This is a genomic window from Nonomuraea sp. CA-143628 (assembly GCF_050942315.1).
GTDB lineage: Bacteria > Actinomycetota > Actinomycetes > Streptosporangiales > Streptosporangiaceae > Nonomuraea.
In genome coordinates, this window is sequence record NZ_CP192072.1 from 12,096,411 (window position 1) to 12,111,857 (window position 15,447).

At 66.8% G+C, this 15,447-nt stretch carries 18 protein-coding genes; 10 read left to right on the top strand and 8 right to left on the bottom strand.

Features of this window, described 5'->3' with window-relative positions:
- Window positions 1-4: 4 nt before the first annotated feature.
- Window positions 5-367 carry a winged helix-turn-helix transcriptional regulator gene (locus tag ACQP2T_RS54540; protein WP_433512647.1) on the bottom strand — a complete coding sequence of 121 codons (363 nt, stop codon included), beginning with the start codon at window positions 365-367 and terminating at the stop codon, window positions 5-7.
- A 130-nt stretch (window positions 368-497) separates the two neighbouring features.
- On the opposite strand from ACQP2T_RS54540, the gene ACQP2T_RS54545 reads away from it, so the two are divergent.
- Window positions 498-1,064, top strand: a complete 567-nt coding sequence (locus ACQP2T_RS54545) for an RNA polymerase sigma factor (RefSeq protein WP_433519958.1) — start codon at window positions 498-500, stop codon at window positions 1,062-1,064.
- Window positions 1,061-2,065 carry a CU044_5270 family protein gene (locus tag ACQP2T_RS54550; RefSeq protein ID WP_433512648.1) on the top strand — a complete coding sequence of 335 codons (1,005 nt, stop codon included), beginning with the start codon at window positions 1,061-1,063 and terminating at the stop codon, window positions 2,063-2,065. Before ACQP2T_RS54545 ends, ACQP2T_RS54550 begins: the two co-directional genes overlap by 4 nt.
- 14 nt (window positions 2,066-2,079) lie before the next feature.
- Here ACQP2T_RS54550 and ACQP2T_RS54555 read toward each other — a convergent pair whose 3' ends face one another.
- Window positions 2,080-2,928, bottom strand: a complete 849-nt coding sequence (locus tag ACQP2T_RS54555) for a helix-turn-helix transcriptional regulator (RefSeq protein ID WP_433512649.1) — start codon at window positions 2,926-2,928, stop codon at window positions 2,080-2,082.
- Window positions 2,929-3,060: 132 nt separating this feature from the next.
- Between ACQP2T_RS54555 and ACQP2T_RS54560 the strand changes: the two genes are divergently transcribed.
- Window positions 3,061-3,660 (top strand): short chain dehydrogenase, encoded by a 600-nt coding sequence (locus ACQP2T_RS54560; RefSeq protein WP_433512650.1) that lies wholly within the window; start codon window positions 3,061-3,063, stop codon window positions 3,658-3,660.
- A 42-nt stretch (window positions 3,661-3,702) separates the two neighbouring features.
- On the opposite strand, the gene ACQP2T_RS54565 is transcribed toward ACQP2T_RS54560, so the two are convergent.
- Window positions 3,703-4,191, bottom strand: coding sequence for an ATP-binding protein (locus ACQP2T_RS54565; protein ID WP_433512651.1), 489 nt, complete (start codon window positions 4,189-4,191; stop codon window positions 3,703-3,705).
- A gap of 564 nt (window positions 4,192-4,755) precedes the next feature.
- On the opposite strand from ACQP2T_RS54565, the gene ACQP2T_RS54570 reads away from it, so the two are divergent.
- The gene (locus ACQP2T_RS54570; protein ID WP_433512652.1) at window positions 4,756-5,610 is read left to right on the top strand and encodes a helix-turn-helix domain-containing protein; all 855 of its coding nucleotides are present in this window, start codon (window positions 4,756-4,758) and stop codon (window positions 5,608-5,610) included.
- A gap of 41 nt (window positions 5,611-5,651) precedes the next feature.
- Window positions 5,652-5,900, top strand: a complete 249-nt coding sequence (locus ACQP2T_RS54575; RefSeq protein WP_433512653.1) for a DUF397 domain-containing protein — start codon at window positions 5,652-5,654, stop codon at window positions 5,898-5,900.
- Window positions 5,901-5,907: 7 nt separating this feature from the next.
- On the opposite strand, the gene ACQP2T_RS54580 is transcribed toward ACQP2T_RS54575, so the two are convergent.
- The 5 genes from ACQP2T_RS54580 to ACQP2T_RS54600 form a co-directional block, all read right to left on the bottom strand.
- Complete coding sequence (locus ACQP2T_RS54580; protein WP_433512654.1) at window positions 5,908-6,465, bottom strand: hypothetical protein; 558 nt, start codon at window positions 6,463-6,465, stop codon at window positions 5,908-5,910.
- A 400-nt stretch (window positions 6,466-6,865) separates the two neighbouring features.
- The gene (locus tag ACQP2T_RS54585; protein WP_433512655.1) at window positions 6,866-7,291 is read right to left on the bottom strand and encodes a hypothetical protein; all 426 of its coding nucleotides are present in this window, start codon (window positions 7,289-7,291) and stop codon (window positions 6,866-6,868) included.
- Between the two features lie 92 nt (window positions 7,292-7,383).
- Window positions 7,384-8,001 (bottom strand): DUF2306 domain-containing protein, encoded by a 618-nt coding sequence (locus tag ACQP2T_RS54590; RefSeq protein WP_433512656.1) that lies wholly within the window; start codon window positions 7,999-8,001, stop codon window positions 7,384-7,386.
- A 126-nt stretch (window positions 8,002-8,127) separates the two neighbouring features.
- Entirely contained in the window at window positions 8,128-8,799 is a 672-nt protein-coding gene (locus tag ACQP2T_RS54595) for a response regulator (protein WP_433512657.1), read from the bottom strand.
- The gene (locus ACQP2T_RS54600; RefSeq protein WP_433512658.1) at window positions 8,796-10,106 is read right to left on the bottom strand and encodes a sensor histidine kinase; all 1,311 of its coding nucleotides are present in this window, start codon (window positions 10,104-10,106) and stop codon (window positions 8,796-8,798) included. The genes ACQP2T_RS54595 and ACQP2T_RS54600 overlap by 4 nt, the downstream gene beginning before the upstream one ends.
- A 227-nt stretch (window positions 10,107-10,333) precedes the next feature.
- On the opposite strand from ACQP2T_RS54600, the gene ACQP2T_RS54605 reads away from it, so the two are divergent.
- The 5 genes from ACQP2T_RS54605 to ACQP2T_RS54625 all read left to right on the top strand — a co-directional run bounded on the left by ACQP2T_RS54605 (window position 10,334) and on the right by ACQP2T_RS54625 (window position 15,391).
- On the top strand, window positions 10,334-11,203 hold the full coding sequence (locus ACQP2T_RS54605; protein WP_433512659.1) for an ABC transporter ATP-binding protein: 870 nt from the start codon (window positions 10,334-10,336) through the stop codon (window positions 11,201-11,203).
- Window positions 11,200-12,261, top strand: coding sequence for an ABC transporter permease (locus tag ACQP2T_RS54610; protein WP_433512660.1), 1,062 nt, complete (start codon window positions 11,200-11,202; stop codon window positions 12,259-12,261). Before ACQP2T_RS54605 ends, ACQP2T_RS54610 begins: the two co-directional genes overlap by 4 nt.
- On the top strand, window positions 12,258-13,679 hold the full coding sequence (locus ACQP2T_RS54615; RefSeq protein ID WP_433512661.1) for a S41 family peptidase: 1,422 nt from the start codon (window positions 12,258-12,260) through the stop codon (window positions 13,677-13,679). The genes ACQP2T_RS54610 and ACQP2T_RS54615 overlap by 4 nt, the downstream gene beginning before the upstream one ends.
- On the top strand, window positions 13,676-14,830 hold the full coding sequence (locus ACQP2T_RS54620; RefSeq protein ID WP_433512662.1) for an alpha/beta hydrolase family protein: 1,155 nt from the start codon (window positions 13,676-13,678) through the stop codon (window positions 14,828-14,830). Before ACQP2T_RS54615 ends, ACQP2T_RS54620 begins: the two co-directional genes overlap by 4 nt.
- 75 nt (window positions 14,831-14,905) lie before the next feature.
- The gene (locus ACQP2T_RS54625; RefSeq protein ID WP_433512663.1) at window positions 14,906-15,391 is read left to right on the top strand and encodes an RICIN domain-containing protein; all 486 of its coding nucleotides are present in this window, start codon (window positions 14,906-14,908) and stop codon (window positions 15,389-15,391) included.
- Window positions 15,392-15,447: the final 56 nt, after the last annotated feature.

The window sequence follows — 15,447 nt, forward strand, 5'->3', positions numbered from 1 at the left end:
CTCGTCAGCCGGCGGCCGCGTGGCGGGCGTCGTAGCGCTCGCGGGACTCCGCCACGCTCGCGCTGTGCCTGATCGACCAGTTGGTGAAGGTCAACATCGCCTCGTGGAGCTCCAACGCCATGGGGGTGGCCGCGTACTCGACCATGGGCGGGACGGTGGCGTAGACCGTACGTTCGAGCAGGCCGTCACGTTCGAGAGCGCGCAGGGTCAGGGTGAGCATCCGGCGGCTGATGCCCTCGATGCGTCGTTCCAAGTCGGTGAACCTGACCGGCCCGTCTGACGCCGCCACGAGGATCTGGATCGCGTACTTCCCGGCGATCCGGTCGAGGACCTCGCGCGGCGTTACAGCGGTGTTCTTGTGAAGCATGTCGCTGATGGTCACACATCATGACCCACTGTTACAAGCCTTCGTCAAAGCCGCTCTGCGCCGGTCGTGAACACTTCCCGCTCGATCGGTGAAGGAAAGGTGTGAACCCAAGGACCGAGAGGTGACCGCGATGTCACGGGCGCTGCCCGCGCAGGTAGGCGACGCCGTGATCATCGAACAGTCGTGGGGAGAGCCCGAACGCTTCTCCGCCATCTTCGACCGCTACTACCCCGAGATCCACGACTACGCCGCACGCAGGCTGGACAGCGCCTTAGCCGACGACATCGCCGCGGAGACGTTTCTCATCGCCTTCGACAAACGCACCGGCTACGACCTCGCACGTCCTGACGCGCGGCCCTGGCTGTACGGCATAACCTCCAACCTCATCGCCCGGCACCGCCGCGCCGAAGTACGTCGATATCGGGCGCTGGCCAAGGCGGGCACGGAAAGCCCCATGGAAGACCACGCCGACCGAGTCGCCGGAGTGGTGGACGCGGGCGCGCGCAAATCCCGGCTCGCCCAGGCCCTGGCCGAGATCGCCGACGGCGACAGAGATGTGCTGCTCCTGATCGCCTGGGCCGAGCTGACCTCTGAGGAGGCGGGCAGCGCGCTCGGCATTCCGGCGGGAACGGCACGCTCACGGCTGCACAGGGCCCGCAGGAAGATCCAGGCCGTACTGGGAGAGGACGAATCATGAACGACTTGGAGACGCTGCGCGAGGTCTGGGACCGCCCGAAGCCTCCCTCGCCCGCCACGCAGTCAGCGGCCAGGGCCGCCCTCATGGCGCGAGCCGCCAGGCCCCGCCCCAAGCGCAGGTGGGCGATGCGGGCGCTGGCGGTGGCCGCCTCGGCGGTGGTGATCGCGACGGGGGCGACCGTGTTCCAGTCCGTGGGAGGAGGCGGAGGAGGAGAGCCGGCGCTCCCGGCCGCCAACGCGCAGGTGGTGCTCACCAGGATCGCGGCGACCGTACAGAAGAAGGACTTCACACCGCCACGCGACGATCAATGGATCTACACCGAGATGCGCCTGCGGAGCCATGACAAGGACATCCGGGGCAAGCGGCTCACGCCGCGGACGCCGTTGACGAGCAAGATCCGCGAGTTCTGGACGCGAGCCGACGGCAAGCGGGTCGGCTACATGGTGCGTGGCAAGCTGATGACCACCAACCCCGGGGAGCGGACGCCGGAGAACACCTACTCGATGGTGGCCGCGCTGCCCACCGACCCTGACAGACTGCTGGCCAAGTTCCGCAAGATCCACGCTGTGCGGGGCGGAGATCAGGACGACTGGATCTTCCTGCGGCTCGGCGTGACCCTGAGCCAGAACATCCCCCCGCCGGCCCAGGAGGCCGCCATCTTCAAGGCGATGGCCAAGATCCCCGGTGTGACGGTGAACGAATCGGCGGTGGATGACGAGGGCCGTCCGGCGCTGTCGGTCTCTCGCGTCTCCGAGAAGTGGCTCAACCGCGAGATCCTGCTGGACCCGTCGACGTACGCCTTCCGAGGCAGGCGCGAGACCGCGGTGGCGGATCACGAGGAGCGATATCCGCAGCCGGGAGTCAAGAGGTTCACCATCAAGGACGGCAAGTCCGTTCCGGCTCCCTCGCGCGTGGAGTGGAGCATCGAGAAGGGAACCGTCTGGCAGGTGTACACGCGCACCGTCGTGGGCGTCGTCGACCGGGCCGGGCAGAAGCCGTAACCGTTCGACGAGCTTTACCAGTCTGCGGCTTGGAGCAGCCGAAGGGCGGCCTCGGACGGTGAGCCCGGTTCGGCATTGAACACGGCCACGCGCTGGCCTTCGTCATTCGGCAGGGTCATGAACTCGGCCATGAGCGCCATGGTGCCCACCATGGGGTGGTGGTAGGTGCGTGTGTCGGTGCCGCAGTCGCCGACGGAATGCGCGGCCCACAGTTTCGCGAACTCCGGGCTCCCGACCGTCAGCTCGCCTACGAGGCCGGTCAGGCCCGGGGCACCGGGATAGCGGCCCGCGATCAGCCGCAGGTCGGCGACGGTGGAGCGCGCCTTGCGCGGCCAATCGCCGTACAGCTCGCGCATGTGGGGGTCGAGGAACAGCATACGGGCGATGTTGGGGCGTTCGGCGGGCCGGCTCGGCGCGTCGAAGTCGAGGTGCCCGGCCAGCAGCGCGTGCGCCATCGGGTTCCACGCGAGGACGTCGAGGAAGCGCCCCATGACCAGCGCGGGTACGTCCTTTAGCGAGTCGATCATGATTTGTACGCCTGGCCGTACCCGCTCAGGCTTGACCGCCCGGCGCCGGGTCCTCGCCTTCGGCCGGGCCAGTGAGTAGAGGTGGGCGCGTTCGGCCTCGTCCAGGCGCAGGACCCGGGAGACGGCGTCGAGCACGGCGTCGGAGGCGTTGGGGCTCTGGCCCTGTTCGAGGCGGGTGTAGTAGCCGGCACTCACCCCGGCGAGCTGAGCCAGCTCCTCACGCCGCAGGCCGGGCACCCGGCGGCGTCCCCCGAACGTGGGAAGCCCGGCGTCCTCGGGCCGCAGCCGCGCCCGCCTCGACCGCAGGAATTCGCCCAGTTCACCATGTACGTCCATATCCCCCAGTGTCACGGACCAGCGGCCGTGGAGCCTGCACCTGCCAGGTGTACCCCCGGCGGAGGGCTGGATGGGGCTCACCGTCGGCCGCAGTCTGGTTACCGGTTCGCTCCAGACGGAACGGGAGAAACAGTGAAGATCATTGTGATCGGTGCGACAGGGATCATCGGAAGTGCGGTCGCCGAGGCGTTGGATGCGCGCCACCACGAGGTGGTGCGCGCGTCGCGCCGAGGCCCAGTCCGCGTGGACATGACCGATACTCCGTCGATCGACGCCCTGTTCTCGCAGGTCGGTCCGGTGGACGCAGTGGTGTGCTGCGCGGCGAGCGGCGGCCTGGCACCGCTGGACACGCGCTCGGACGCGGACTTCTGGGGCAGCGGGCTCGAAGGGAAGCTGATCGGACAGGTGAACCTGGTCCGGCGAGCGCTCACTCACGTAGGGGACGGCGGATCCGTCACGCTCACCAGCGGACGGTTCGTGGAACCTGTCCCGGGGAGTTCGCTCGGGTATCTGGTCAACTCGGGCTTGGAGGCGTTCGTCCACGCTGCCGCGATCGAGATGCCGCGAGGGGTCCGCCTGAACACCGTCAGTCCCGGCTGGGTGCGCGAGACCCTCCTCGGTCTGGGCATGGATCCGGCCGCTGGTGTGCCGGCGGCGGACGTCGCGCGCGCCTATGTGGACGCCGTGGAAGGCCCCGCCCACGGCCGCACCCTTTCGGTGAACACGTCCTGAGCACCCCCTCACTGCCCACCGGGCACCCAACCGATCTGATCGTCAAGGGCCGACGTTGGTCGACGAACCTCGCTTGCTCCTCTCGCCAGGGTCTTCACCCATACCCAAAAGCTCCGACGCACCGTCAGCCTCCAGCGTGGCCACCTCCGCCCACACCAAATTCCATCGCAGGGCCACAGTGCGCGTCCCCCACCGGACCGAGGTCTGCTGGACCAGCCACAGCCCTCGCCCGTGGCAGTCACCGTCGTCGGGTTCTCGCGGCTTTGGCACGGTCAACGCCCCTTCGTCGAGCACCTCGACTCTGGCCAGCGCGTCACCGACCTCGAAGACCGTCACCATGACCACTCCGCCAGGCCGTCCCGTCCTGGTGTGCAGCACCGCATTCCCCACCAACTCGCTCGTGATGAGCCGCACACCGTCCGTCTCACGATGCCCGGCCGCCGTCAGCGCGTCCGCGACCCAGCGACGAGCCAGGGGCACCGAACGTACGACGCCTGGAAGCGTCACCTTCACCAGGGCGTGATCGCTCACCGCGCAACCTCCCACACTCGTTCGGGCGCGCTTTCGTCAAGCACGTCCACCCACCGATCACGCCCACGCCCCCATGTGAAGACCCACTGCTCGCCTTGTAGCGCGGCCCGTACGAGCAACAGCCCCGACGCTCGCCGGACAGAGATACACGGTTCGGCATGTCGTGGTAGCTGAACCGAAACGGCCAGCCCTCGCACTCTCGGAGCCCATGCCAGCCGAGCCAGGTAGAGGAACTGTTGCTGCTCCTGACTCGGCGTTGGGCTCGATCGCGTCCCGTCGTCTTGCTTCCGCGTACGTCGCATCGCTCGACCTGCCCTTCGAGTATCGGACTCAATCAGAACGAATCTGTACTTAGTTCACCCTGATAGAACTGACCCTTGGGATCGACAAAGCACCCCACTCGGCAACGAAAAGGCCAGGCCACACCCGAGGTAATGCCAATGCTTTCCACGCAGAGTGTGCATGGTCCATAACTCTCAGTGCAAGAGATATCGCAGAATGCACTTAGTACAAGTTGTGGAACCAAGATCGACCTAGGAGACTTGGCGTACTCACGGAGGTGGAATGGCCGCTCAGCGCAGCCCGTCAGCTCGCCAGCGTCGCCTGGCAGCCATCTTGCGTAGTTTGCGCAAGGAAAGAGGCATGTCCCGCGAGGTAGTCGCAGAACGGCTCGGATGTTCGCCGCCGACAATCACTCGCATAGAAGGAGCCCAGACCAGTGCGCGCATAACTGACGTGACCATGATGCTGGAGATCTACGGAGTGCCGGATCACACGAAGGAGATACTCCTTCAACTGGCCCGTGATGCGCGGAAACGCGGCTGGTGGGACAAGATGTCCGACACGATCCCCGAGTACTTCCAAAGTTACGTGGGTCTTGAAGAGGACGCGTCCTCGATCGCCGGCTATGAGAGCGAGTACGTACCCGGCCTGTTCCAGACGGAGGAGTACGCGCGTGCTGTCATCAACGCAGAGCCGACCCTGCCTCCCGAGGAGGAGCTGACCAACAATCTCTCAATCCGGATGAAACGGCAAGAACGTCTAGGCTCTGCGAAGCCACCCGAGATGTGGATGGTGCTGAATGAGGCCGTCATCCGGCGAGACGTGGGCGACGAAGGCGTCATGCGTCGTCAACTTCAGCGACTTCTTGAGCTGTCGTCACAGAACTTCATCAACATCCAGATACTTGCCTTCGACAGCGGGGCCCATCCGGCTATGAACGGAGGTTTCAGCATCCTGAAGTTCCCAAGGCTGTCGGATCCAGATGTCGTGTACCTTGAGTACTGGAGGGGTGGTATCTACCTCGAAGAGCCAGATGACGTAGATGCCTACAATCGGCTATTCGATCACCTTCGTGCACGAGCGCTGGGACCCGATCAAACCCGACGCCTGATCGAGCGGGTAACAGGAGGAACGTAGTGAAGCACGGGACAGACAAGGATCCGGCGGACCGTTCCCGTATGACGTGGCGCAAGTCAAGCTTTTCCAATGGCACGGGCGGCAATTGCATCGAAGTGGCGACATTGGACGAAGACCATGATGAGGCAGAATATGAGGCGATGGGAGCCGGACACAAGGCCGGCTTGGGACCCCTGATCGCAGTACGCGACTCCAAGGACCCCGACGGCCCCAAGCTGTACTTCACTCGTAGCGAGTTCGCAGCATTCCGCCGTGGAATTATGGCGGGCGAGTTCGACGACCTGATGTAGACCCCGACTAGTTATCATACTCTTCAAGCCACCCTTGCGCGTTCTCGCGGCATCTGACGCCATATCGAGAAAGGGAAGCTTTGAGATGATGAATGAATCGATCTTTATCGTCGTCCACGAAGGCGATGAAGTCCATCGCCGCAAAGATCATGGCTTCATCCGTACTTGCAATATCCTCCCAGGCCTGCGGCATTGCCGCCTTTAGCCGACCATGGCAGCCAGAAGTCAGCCGAATCTCTGCACCGCTTTTGTCATCGATGACTCGCGGTTCCGGCTCAGCGGGTTCTGACAGCGCGATCTCCGTCAGAACGTCGTATATTCTTATCCTTGCTTTCGGCGGGCAAGTTGCCAGCAATTCAAGTAGTGCTGGAATAGCATGATATGCACCTACATAGAGCCGATGCCCTAGAGCGACAGCATGATCGATACCGAAGCGCGCATTGTCGAGATCTTCAGCCTTGTCGGAGATCTGCAAGGTTCGCAAATAGAACGGCATTCTTTCCGCGTACAATGGATGCGATACCCAGCCATCTTGCCACGAGACAGGTTTCAGAACTCCGGACATCCTTCGCTCCTCTTTAACGCGCGGTGCGTCCATAGCCTGAAATCAGAACAACGGCCGCTCCGAGGCGGGCCAAGCGCGTCTCCACCATCAAACTACCGGTGATCCAGCATGGCACACCAGAAGGGCACCGCCTGGGGACTGACGAGCGCGTCGATCGCGACCTGGACGGTCTGAACAACGGCCAAGCCAGCAGGTACGTTGAGTTCGCGCGCCGCCGTCGCCGAGATCCGGCAGCCGGGCGTGTATGAAGGATTTCGAGATCTCTCGCGAGATCAGAGCCAGACGTCAGATCGCAGTACGACTCCAAGAATTCCGATGACCCAAGCCCCGCGGACGACGAGTCGATCCGCAACAACGGAGACGACCTCGAGGCGGGCGCCTCCATCCGCCGACATTGTCGTCAACTGCCGCCGTCAAGCGCCGCGTGCCGTGGCACAGGAGCACCGACTGCCGTGCGTACTTCGCAGCCGCTTGAAGCCTCTCCAGTAATTCCGTAAACCACTTGCTCCTGTGGGTCATACGTGGTCAGCCGATACCTTGATGCCAAATCAAGCAGAACCGAGGAGACTTCACCGGCACGCGACCAGGAGATAGTCGCTATCACACACTCGCTGGTGACATAGAGAGGAGAGGTCCACGGCGACTCGTCCATATTCTCCTCAGCTAGATCTGGAAACACAGAGATCACGGCCTTGTGAAAATCCTCAACAGCCGAACTCGCTTCGACGACACCCGAGAGTCCGTCCGCCAATTGGTCGTAAATCTGAGCGGCCTCCTCTGCGGTAGGAACTGACTTCTGACACCAAAAGGCTAGATCGAAGCTCACCGTCACTCCCTTCGCGAAACCGCCATCCCAGCCATCATGCAGTACTGACCTGCGGATACGATGCCCGATCGCACCCCAGGCACCCACAGCATTCAGGCTCGTTGCCACAGGCGGGACAAACGGTGCCGCCTGATGATGCCTTCGACCACGATCAGATTAATGACCCAGCCCAGGGTCTGACCGACCGGAATCATCGAGGTCGCGACTTCTCCTATCGATCCCGCCTCAGCTCCCCCGAAGGGGATCTGGATCAGCAGTAACAGGGGGACAAGGACGCGCGACGTGACCGCGAGGAACGTCAGCGCGTAGTTGCGCATCATCCAGTTCCGGTGGCTGATGAAGTCGCGCCGACGGGCCGCCCGGTATGCGAGGCCACCGGTGATCAACCACAGCACGGCCGCGGTGGTGAGGCCGATCTGCGTCATGAGGCGGCCGGACCACAACGCGACCGGGATCGTGGCCACCGCGGACGGCAGCACCCCGGCCAGAAGATAGACCCGGCCGAGCGTTCGATGGATCCGCCTGCGCGCCCGTACCTGAGGGATGAACTGCAGAGGGCCGAGCACCAGTGCGACCGCGGCGGTGAAGATATGGCCCACCAGAACGTAATAGTGCAGGCTGTCGCCGACGTCGAGGCGGCTGTTGTCGATATCGAGACCCAGGTACGGATAGGTGAGAACCAGGCTGACGATGATCGCCACGATGAACATCAGCCATGCCGTTCGTCTCTGCATATCCGGAGTCTTGTAGGCACGGTCCGCTCCGGCATCCGCCTCTCGATGGCCGCAGCGGTACACCGATTGGCGTACGGATCCGCTGTCAAACGATCTGCGTGGTCAGCCGCTACCGCCGGGAGAGACCAGACCGGTCTCGTAGGCGACCACCACGGCCTGGACTCGGTCGCGCAGATCAAGCTTGGACAGGACGCTCGCGACGTGCGTCTTCACCGTGGCCACGCTGAGGGTCAGCCGGTCGGCGAGTTCGGCGTTGCTCAGGCCGGTGGCGAGCAGGCGCAGCACCTCCAGTTCCCGAGGTGTCAGCTCGGCCAGATCGCGGTGGAGGGCAGGTTTCGCCTCGTCTCGGCGGGCGAAACGCTCGACCAGGCGGCGGGTGATGGTGGGCGCGAGCAGGGCGTCGCCGGAGCGCACCAGACGTACCGCGGCCACCAGGTGTTCGGGTGAGACGTCCTTGAGCAGGAACCCGCTGGCCCCGGCGGCGAGCGCGGCGTACACGTAGTGGTCGAGGTCGTAGGTGGTAAGGATCAGCACGCGGGTGCCCTCGGCACCGCCCGCGAGGATCCGCCGAGTTGCCTCGAGGCCGTCCATCTGCGGCATCCGGATGTCCATGAGCACGACGTCGGGCCTGGTACGGCGGACCGCGGCGACGGCTTCGTCCCCGTTGGCGGCCTCGGCCGCCACTTCGATGCCGTTGGCGGTGAGGATCATGCGGAATCCCGTGCGTACCAGCGCCTGGTCGTCGGCGATGACGGCGCGCAACCGCTCGGTCATGCGGTCCTCCACGGGACGCGGGCCTTGATCCGGAATCCGCCCCCGGTCGTCCGTCCGGCGTCCAGGGTTCCGCCGTAGACGGCGAGCCGCTCGCGCAACCCGATCAGCCCTCTGCCGTCGCCGGTCCGCGGCCCGGCGACGGGTGTCCCACCGGTGTCGCTCACCTCGATCTCCAGCCAGTCGCCGTCATGACCGATCGTCACGGACGCGGCGGCCCCGGGCGCGTGCTTGATCGTGTTGGTGAGGGCTTCCTGTACGACGCGGTAGGCGGCGAGGTCGATCCCCGGAGGCAATGGCCCAGGTGGCGACACCTCGATGCGCACCGGCACCCCTGCCGCTCGGACTCGTTCCACCAGGCCGTCGAGCTGTTCGAGCCCGGGTTGGGGTTCGAGCCCGTCGGACGGCCCGTCGAGGCGTTCGCCGCCCGGGCCGGCGAGCAGGCCCATGACATGGCGCAGTTCGGCCATGGCGGCCCGGCCGCCGGACTCGATCGCGAGCAGCGCCTGCTTCGACTGCTCCGGCTCCACGTCCATCACGCTGCGGGCCGCGCCGGCCTGGATCACCATCACGTTGACATTGTGGGTCACGACATCGTGGAGCTCGGCGGCGATCCGGGAGCGCTCCTCGGTGACAGCTCTGCGCATGGCGTCCGCCTGTTCCTGCCGCAGCTCAGTGAGCCGGTGCCGGCTGGCTCCCAGCTGTCGCTGCCAGAAACGGATGAAGCACCCGAGGGCGCCGACGCCCAGCAGGACGAGGAACGGCCCCATCCAGCCCGGTAGCGCGGGCGCGAGGTCCCCGAACCCGGCACCGGCGAGCCCGGCCGCGCACACGAGGCCGCCCACCGCCAGGATTCGGTGACGGCTGTGGGCGGCGGCACCGTACGCGGCGATAGCGCAGGTCAGCACGGTGATCCAGGTCGCGTCCTCGTGTGTGGCCCGCGCCGCCGCCAGGACCACCCAGAAGGTGATGAGCGGGTACCGGCGCCGCGCCGCCAGCGGCAACGCCGTCAGCGCCACAAGGAAAGCGGGCGCCTCGTGGGACGACAACCGACCGGTGAACAGGGCACCGGGAGGTAGCGGGGGGACAGGTCGGAGCCGCAAGTGCTCGATCACTTCGGGCTGATTCGCGACAGGGCCGATCGCCGGAAGTTTCGCCGATACGGCCACCGCGATGACCGTGAGGACGACAGCGACCGCCACGTCGGCGGCGAGGGCTCGACGAGACAGCACCGGCGTGTCCCGGGCACCGCGCCGGCTGTACAGGGCGAGCACATGCCGCCACCACGGCCGTCGTTCACCGATTTCCACCGGCACATTGTCACGCGCGCCCTGTTCGTCGTGCATCGGCCGTCGTGATGGGTTTCACGGTCTTCGGGACTAGATCGCAGGGATGACCTGGCGACGTCTCGTTCTCAGGCGGGAGGTGATCCCGATATCGCGGCCGAAGCGCACCGGCATGAGCAGTGCCTAGTTTCGTTCCCGGCACAGCCGCGCCCCGACGATCGAGGCGCTGCCTCTATACAGGAGGACATAGCGTGACGACTGTCCTGCGGGCCCAGGCGTTGGGCAAGAAATACGGCAAACGCTGGGCGCTGCGCGAGTGCACCATCGACATCCCGGCGGGCCACATCGTGGGGCTGGTCGGTCCCAACGGAGCCGGCAAGTCCACACTGCTGAAGCTGGCCTGCGGCCAGCTCGAACCGACCGCGGGCGGCATCACCGTGCTCGGCGGCCGGCCGGGCGACACGCCGGCGCAGCTGGCCAAGGTCGGGTTCGTCGCCCAGGAGACCCCCGTGTACGCGGGCCTGACCGTCGCCGAACACCTGCGGTTAGGAGCGCGGCTCAACCCCCGCTGGGACGACGGCCTGGCACAGGAACGCCTCGCGCGGCTCGGGCTCGATCCCGCCCAGAAGGCGGGCAAGCTGTCGGGCGGCCAGCGCGCTCAGCTCGCCCTCACCCTGGGCCTGGCCAAACGGCCCGAGCTGCTGATCCTGGACGAGCCCGCGGCCGCGCTCGACCCACTGGCCCGGCACGAGTTCATGCGGGGGCTGATGGAGGCCGCCGTCGAGCACAAGCTGAGCGTGGTGCTCTCCTCTCATCTGGTCTCCGACCTGGAACGGGTCTGCGACTACCTGATCGTGCTCGTCGACTCCCACGTCCAGATCGCCGGGAAGACCGATCACCTGCTGGCCACCCATCACCGGCTCACCGGCCCTCACCGGCTGCCCGTCGGCGAGCACGTGGTCTCCGCCCGGCACACCGATGAGCAGAGCACATTCGTGATCCGTGCCGAAGCGCCGATCCACGATCCCGCTTACACGATCAGCCGGCTCGGCCTGGAGGACGTCGTCCTGGCCTACCTGGACAAGCGCACCGCCGGTGTCGCCCTGGAGGTATCGCGATGATCTGGCTGACCTGGCGGCAACTGCGCGGCTCGGCCGCGATGACGGCCGCCGTACTCGCCTTACTCACCGCCGTACTGGCCCTGACCGGCCCGGATCTGGCCTCCCGCTACGCCGCCGGGATCGTGGGCTGCACCCCGGACGACACCTGCGACGACTTCTTCAACCGCTTCTTCGACGAGTACCAGATCCCCTTCCTGGCCCTCACCCTCTTCGTGCTGATCCTGCCGGCCCTGGTCGGGCTCTTCTGGGGAGCGCCGCTGATCACCCGCGAACTGGAGGCGGGCACGCACCTGCTGGTGTGGAACCAGAGCGTCACCCGCGGCCGCTGGCTGGCGGTCAAGCTCGGGCTCATCGGCCTGGCGGCCATGGCCGCCGCCGGCGTGTGCGGCCTCGTCGTGACCTGGTGGTCCGACCCGCTGGACAAGTCCGCCGTTCCGGAGATGGCCCAGATGTCGCCCCTGGTGTTCAGCGCGCGCGGCATCGCCCCGATCGGGTACGCGGCCTTCGCCTTCGTCCTCGGCGTGACCGTGGGCGTGCTGGTACGCCGCACGCTGCCCGCGATGGCCCTCACCCTGGTCGCTTTCGCGGCGATCCAGCTGGCCATGCCGCTGCTGGTCCGGCCCCACCTGATGACCCCGGTCACCTCGACCTTCGAGCTCGGCCGGACGAACGTCAACGGCCTCGTACCGCAAGGGCAGGAAGGCGGCATACAGATCTTCCTGAGTACGTCGGCCGTTCCCGGCCACGCGGGCGCCTGGGTCCTGTCCAGCGAACTCCTCGATCCCTCCGGACGTACCGTCGTCGGCGCCGATGGAGCCTCCGGGCCCTCCTCGACGATCGCGCGGTCCATTCCGGTCTCCACGACGTCGGGGCCCTGCGCACCAGCAGGAGCACAGGGCAGGGACGCGTGCGTAGCGGAGCTCAACCGGCTCGGCTACCGGCAACAGGCGACCTACCAGCCCTTGGAGCGCTTCTGGCCCTTCCAGTGGATCGAGACCGGGATCTACGCCCTGCTCACCCTCGGCCTCACCTGGCTCTCCTTCCGGCGGGTGTCATGACCGCCAGGATCGCGGCCGCCGGACTCGCCCTCCTCCTGGCGACGGCCTGTACGGCGCCGGCGCCGCCGCGCGGCGCGTCGGGCACGACGGCGGGTACGGTCTGCGCGCCGCCCCAGGGACCCCCCGAGGTGGAGACGCCCACCACGATCGACGTCATCGAGCAGGCCTACTTCTGCGTCCTCGGCAACTACTACAGCGGCGCCACGCTGGACGCCCGCGCGCTGCTGACCGCCGGATTCACCGCCTTGACCCAGGAGCTCGATCGCGATGGGCGCGACCTGCCCGGGGCTGCCATGCCGGTGCTGACCGGCGACAGGAAAACCGACTGGGCCGCTTTCAAGACCGCCTACCAGAAGATCACCGATCAGGTTCCTGACCTGCGAGATCGGCTGGCCGTCGTCACCCTCGAAGCCATCGTGGCCGCCCTCGGCGACGACCAGGCCGGCTGGACGCACGACGTCAAACAGTCGCCGGACTACTACGACGGCGACGGCTACGGCTTGGGTCTCGCGGCGAACGTCGACGCTTCGCAGACCGACGGCAACCTCGGCGTCGCCGTACCGCCGCTGTTCATCACCACCGTGCTCGGTGGCGCGGCGCGGGCCGCCGGGCTGCGCCCCGGCGACATCATCGAATCGATCAACGGATCGGCGCCCTTCATCGACGGCAGGGCCACCCCCGCGATAGCCGCCCTCTACCCCCGGTATCCGGAGGCGCGCCCGGTCCGGCTGCGGCTCCTGCGCCAGAGCACCGGCCGCCGCTGGAGCATGACGCTCAAGCCCGGCCTCTACCAGCGGGACCCGACCGACCTGCGAGTGGTGCGGTCGAAACTGCTGAACGACGACATCGCCTACGTACGCGTGACCGAATTCGTACCCGACTCCGCGGACCGGGTCCTGCGGGCGATCTCCAGTCTGCGAAAGGGCCGTACGCTGTCCGGCGTCGTGCTGGACCTGCGCGGCAACAGTGACGGCAGCCCCGTGGAGGCGACCCGGCTGCTGAGCGCGTTCGTCCACGGCAAGGTCACCGCCTACCACTGCACTGTGGCCGGCACGTGCGCGGCCTCGCGTACCGACGACACCGTCCAGCTGCTCAACCTGCCGCTGATGGTGCTCACCGACCGCGGCTGCGCCTCGGCCTGCGAGCACTTCAGCTCCGCCGTCAAGGACCTGCGTCTCGGCCGGTTGGTCGGGACGCGGACCGCCGGTGTGATCTCCGGCCCGGCGCAGGCGTACCGCCTCCGCGACAACACCCTGCTGAGCCTTCCCGCCACACACCACCTGGGGCCGAACCGCGAGGTCATCGACCGGATCGGAGTGCCGCCCGACCACTACGTGCCCCTGAGGCCCGAGGACGCGGCCGCCGGGCGCGACCCCGCCATGGCCAAGGCCCTGACTCTCCTGAAGGGACCTCTATGAGACAGATCCTGGCCGTCGCCGCAGGATTGGCCATCCTCGCCACGTCCGCCTGCTCCGCGCCCGCGCCGCCCCGATCCGCCGCCCCCTCGGCCACGCCGACCGGCCCCGCCACCCTGCCCGCCCCCACCGGCTCCCACTCGATCGGCACCACCGCCTTGTACCTGAAGGACGGCTCCCGCCCCGACCCCTGGAACCTCGACGCCAAAGCCAGAGAGCTCAAGGTCACCCTGTGGTATCCGACCGCGCGACACGACGGGCAGCGCGCGTCGTACATGACACCCAAGGAATCGGAACTTCTCCTGAAAGGCTCCAAGATCGCGAGCGCGCCGTACGACACGCTGAGCAAGACCCGGACGAACGCCATCGAGGACGCCGAACCCACAGGAAAGAGGCTGCCACTGGTGGTGCTCTCACCCGGCTTCACCAAGCCGATGAGCACCCTCACCTCCCTGGCCGAGGACCTGGCCAGCCGCGGGTACGTCGTGGCCGGGATCGACCACACCTACGAAAGCTACGCCACCACCTTCCCCGACGGGCGGGTCGCCGAGTGCCTCGCCTGCGACAGCAACTCCGACCCCGGCTTCGGTGCCGGGCTGGTCCAGGGCCGGGCCACCGACGTCTCCTTCGTGCTCGACCAACTGCCCGCGAAGTGGGACGGTTCCGACCGGACCGACCGCTCTCGCATCGCGATGGTCGGTCAGTCGATCGGCGGATCCAGCGCCATGGCGACCATGCTCGAAGACCCCCGCGTGCGGGCCGGGGTCGACATGGACGGCACCGCGTACGCGCGGATCCCCAAGAGCGGGTTCTCCCGGCCGTTCATGTTCCTGGGTTCGGCGCAGCACGTCTCCGGAGGCCCCGCCCCCACGTGGGACCGCGACTGGAAGCTGCTCACCGGATGGAAGCGCTGGATCGTGCTGACGGGCGCCGAACACCAGTCCTTCACCGACACACCGCTGCTGTCGGACGCCCTCGGCATCAAGCCCCTCCCCGGCATCCTGCCCGCGACCCGTGCCGCCGAACTCACCCGTACGTACGTGGCGGCCTTCCTCGACCAGCACTTGAAGGGGCGGCGACAGCCCCTCCTGGACGGGCCGTCCTCGCGCTACCCCGAGGCCAAGTTCTGTCCCGCGACCTGCGCTCAATCCTGAGAACTACCGGATCTCCCAACAAAACGGGAATTGTGCGCGTCATAGCGATCAACACCTCTCAGGAAGGTCGTCGACATGGATGCCACCCCCAAGAAGCTTTTCGCCATCGCCACGACAGCCGCCATGGCGCTGTCCCTGACCGCCGCCCCCGCCTCGGCGGCGAGCAGTGCGAGCAGGTCGCGCCTGATGAACGCCGCCACCGAACTCTGCCTGGCCGTAGGCAAGAGCGAAGTACGGGCCGGCAAGAAGGTCATCCAGTGGACCTGCTCCACCAACAAGGACCAGCAGTGGATCTACCGCAAGGGCAAGGTCATCAACGCCAAGACCGGCATGTGCCTGGCGATCGCACGCGGCGTCCAGGTCAAGGGCAAGTACGCGATCCAGTGGCCCTGCACCGACGGCGGAACCGAGCAAGAGTGGATCTACGACGAGCACCAGCGACTGCGCAACCGAGCCACCGACATGTGCCTGGCGGTCGGCAAGGCCGAACGCAAGCCGGGCAAATGGATCATCCAGTGGCCCTGCCGGAACTCCGCCGACCAGGCCTGGCTGATGCGCTAGTACCGTGGCCGACATCGGCGGCCGACTTCCCGGAAAATTCTGCGAAGAAGTCCGGG

Coding starts and splice junctions, on each gene's coding strand:
- ACQP2T_RS54555 (WP_433512649.1), bottom strand. CDS start 2,928: ATGGACGTACATGGTGAACTGGGCGAATTCCTGCGGTCGAGGCGGGCG.
- ACQP2T_RS54570 (WP_433512652.1), top strand. CDS start 4,756: ATGGCCGCTCAGCGCAGCCCGTCAGCTCGCCAGCGTCGCCTGGCAGCC.
- ACQP2T_RS54620 (WP_433512662.1), top strand. CDS start 13,676: ATGAGACAGATCCTGGCCGTCGCCGCAGGATTGGCCATCCTCGCCACG.
- ACQP2T_RS54590 (WP_433512656.1), bottom strand. CDS start 8,001: ATGTTCATCGTGGCGATCATCGTCAGCCTGGTTCTCACCTATCCGTAC.
- ACQP2T_RS54615 (WP_433512661.1), top strand. CDS start 12,258: ATGACCGCCAGGATCGCGGCCGCCGGACTCGCCCTCCTCCTGGCGACG.
- ACQP2T_RS54610 (WP_433512660.1), top strand. CDS start 11,200: ATGATCTGGCTGACCTGGCGGCAACTGCGCGGCTCGGCCGCGATGACG.
- ACQP2T_RS54540 (WP_433512647.1), bottom strand. CDS start 367: ATGCTTCACAAGAACACCGCTGTAACGCCGCGCGAGGTCCTCGACCGG.
- ACQP2T_RS54625 (WP_433512663.1), top strand. CDS start 14,906: ATGGATGCCACCCCCAAGAAGCTTTTCGCCATCGCCACGACAGCCGCC.
- ACQP2T_RS54550 (WP_433512648.1), top strand. CDS start 1,061: ATGAACGACTTGGAGACGCTGCGCGAGGTCTGGGACCGCCCGAAGCCT.
- ACQP2T_RS54595 (WP_433512657.1), bottom strand. CDS start 8,799: ATGACCGAGCGGTTGCGCGCCGTCATCGCCGACGACCAGGCGCTGGTA.
- ACQP2T_RS54545 (WP_433519958.1), top strand. CDS start 498: ATGTCACGGGCGCTGCCCGCGCAGGTAGGCGACGCCGTGATCATCGAA.
- ACQP2T_RS54580 (WP_433512654.1), bottom strand. CDS start 6,465: ATGTCCGGAGTTCTGAAACCTGTCTCGTGGCAAGATGGCTGGGTATCG.
- ACQP2T_RS54575 (WP_433512653.1), top strand. CDS start 5,652: ATGACGTGGCGCAAGTCAAGCTTTTCCAATGGCACGGGCGGCAATTGC.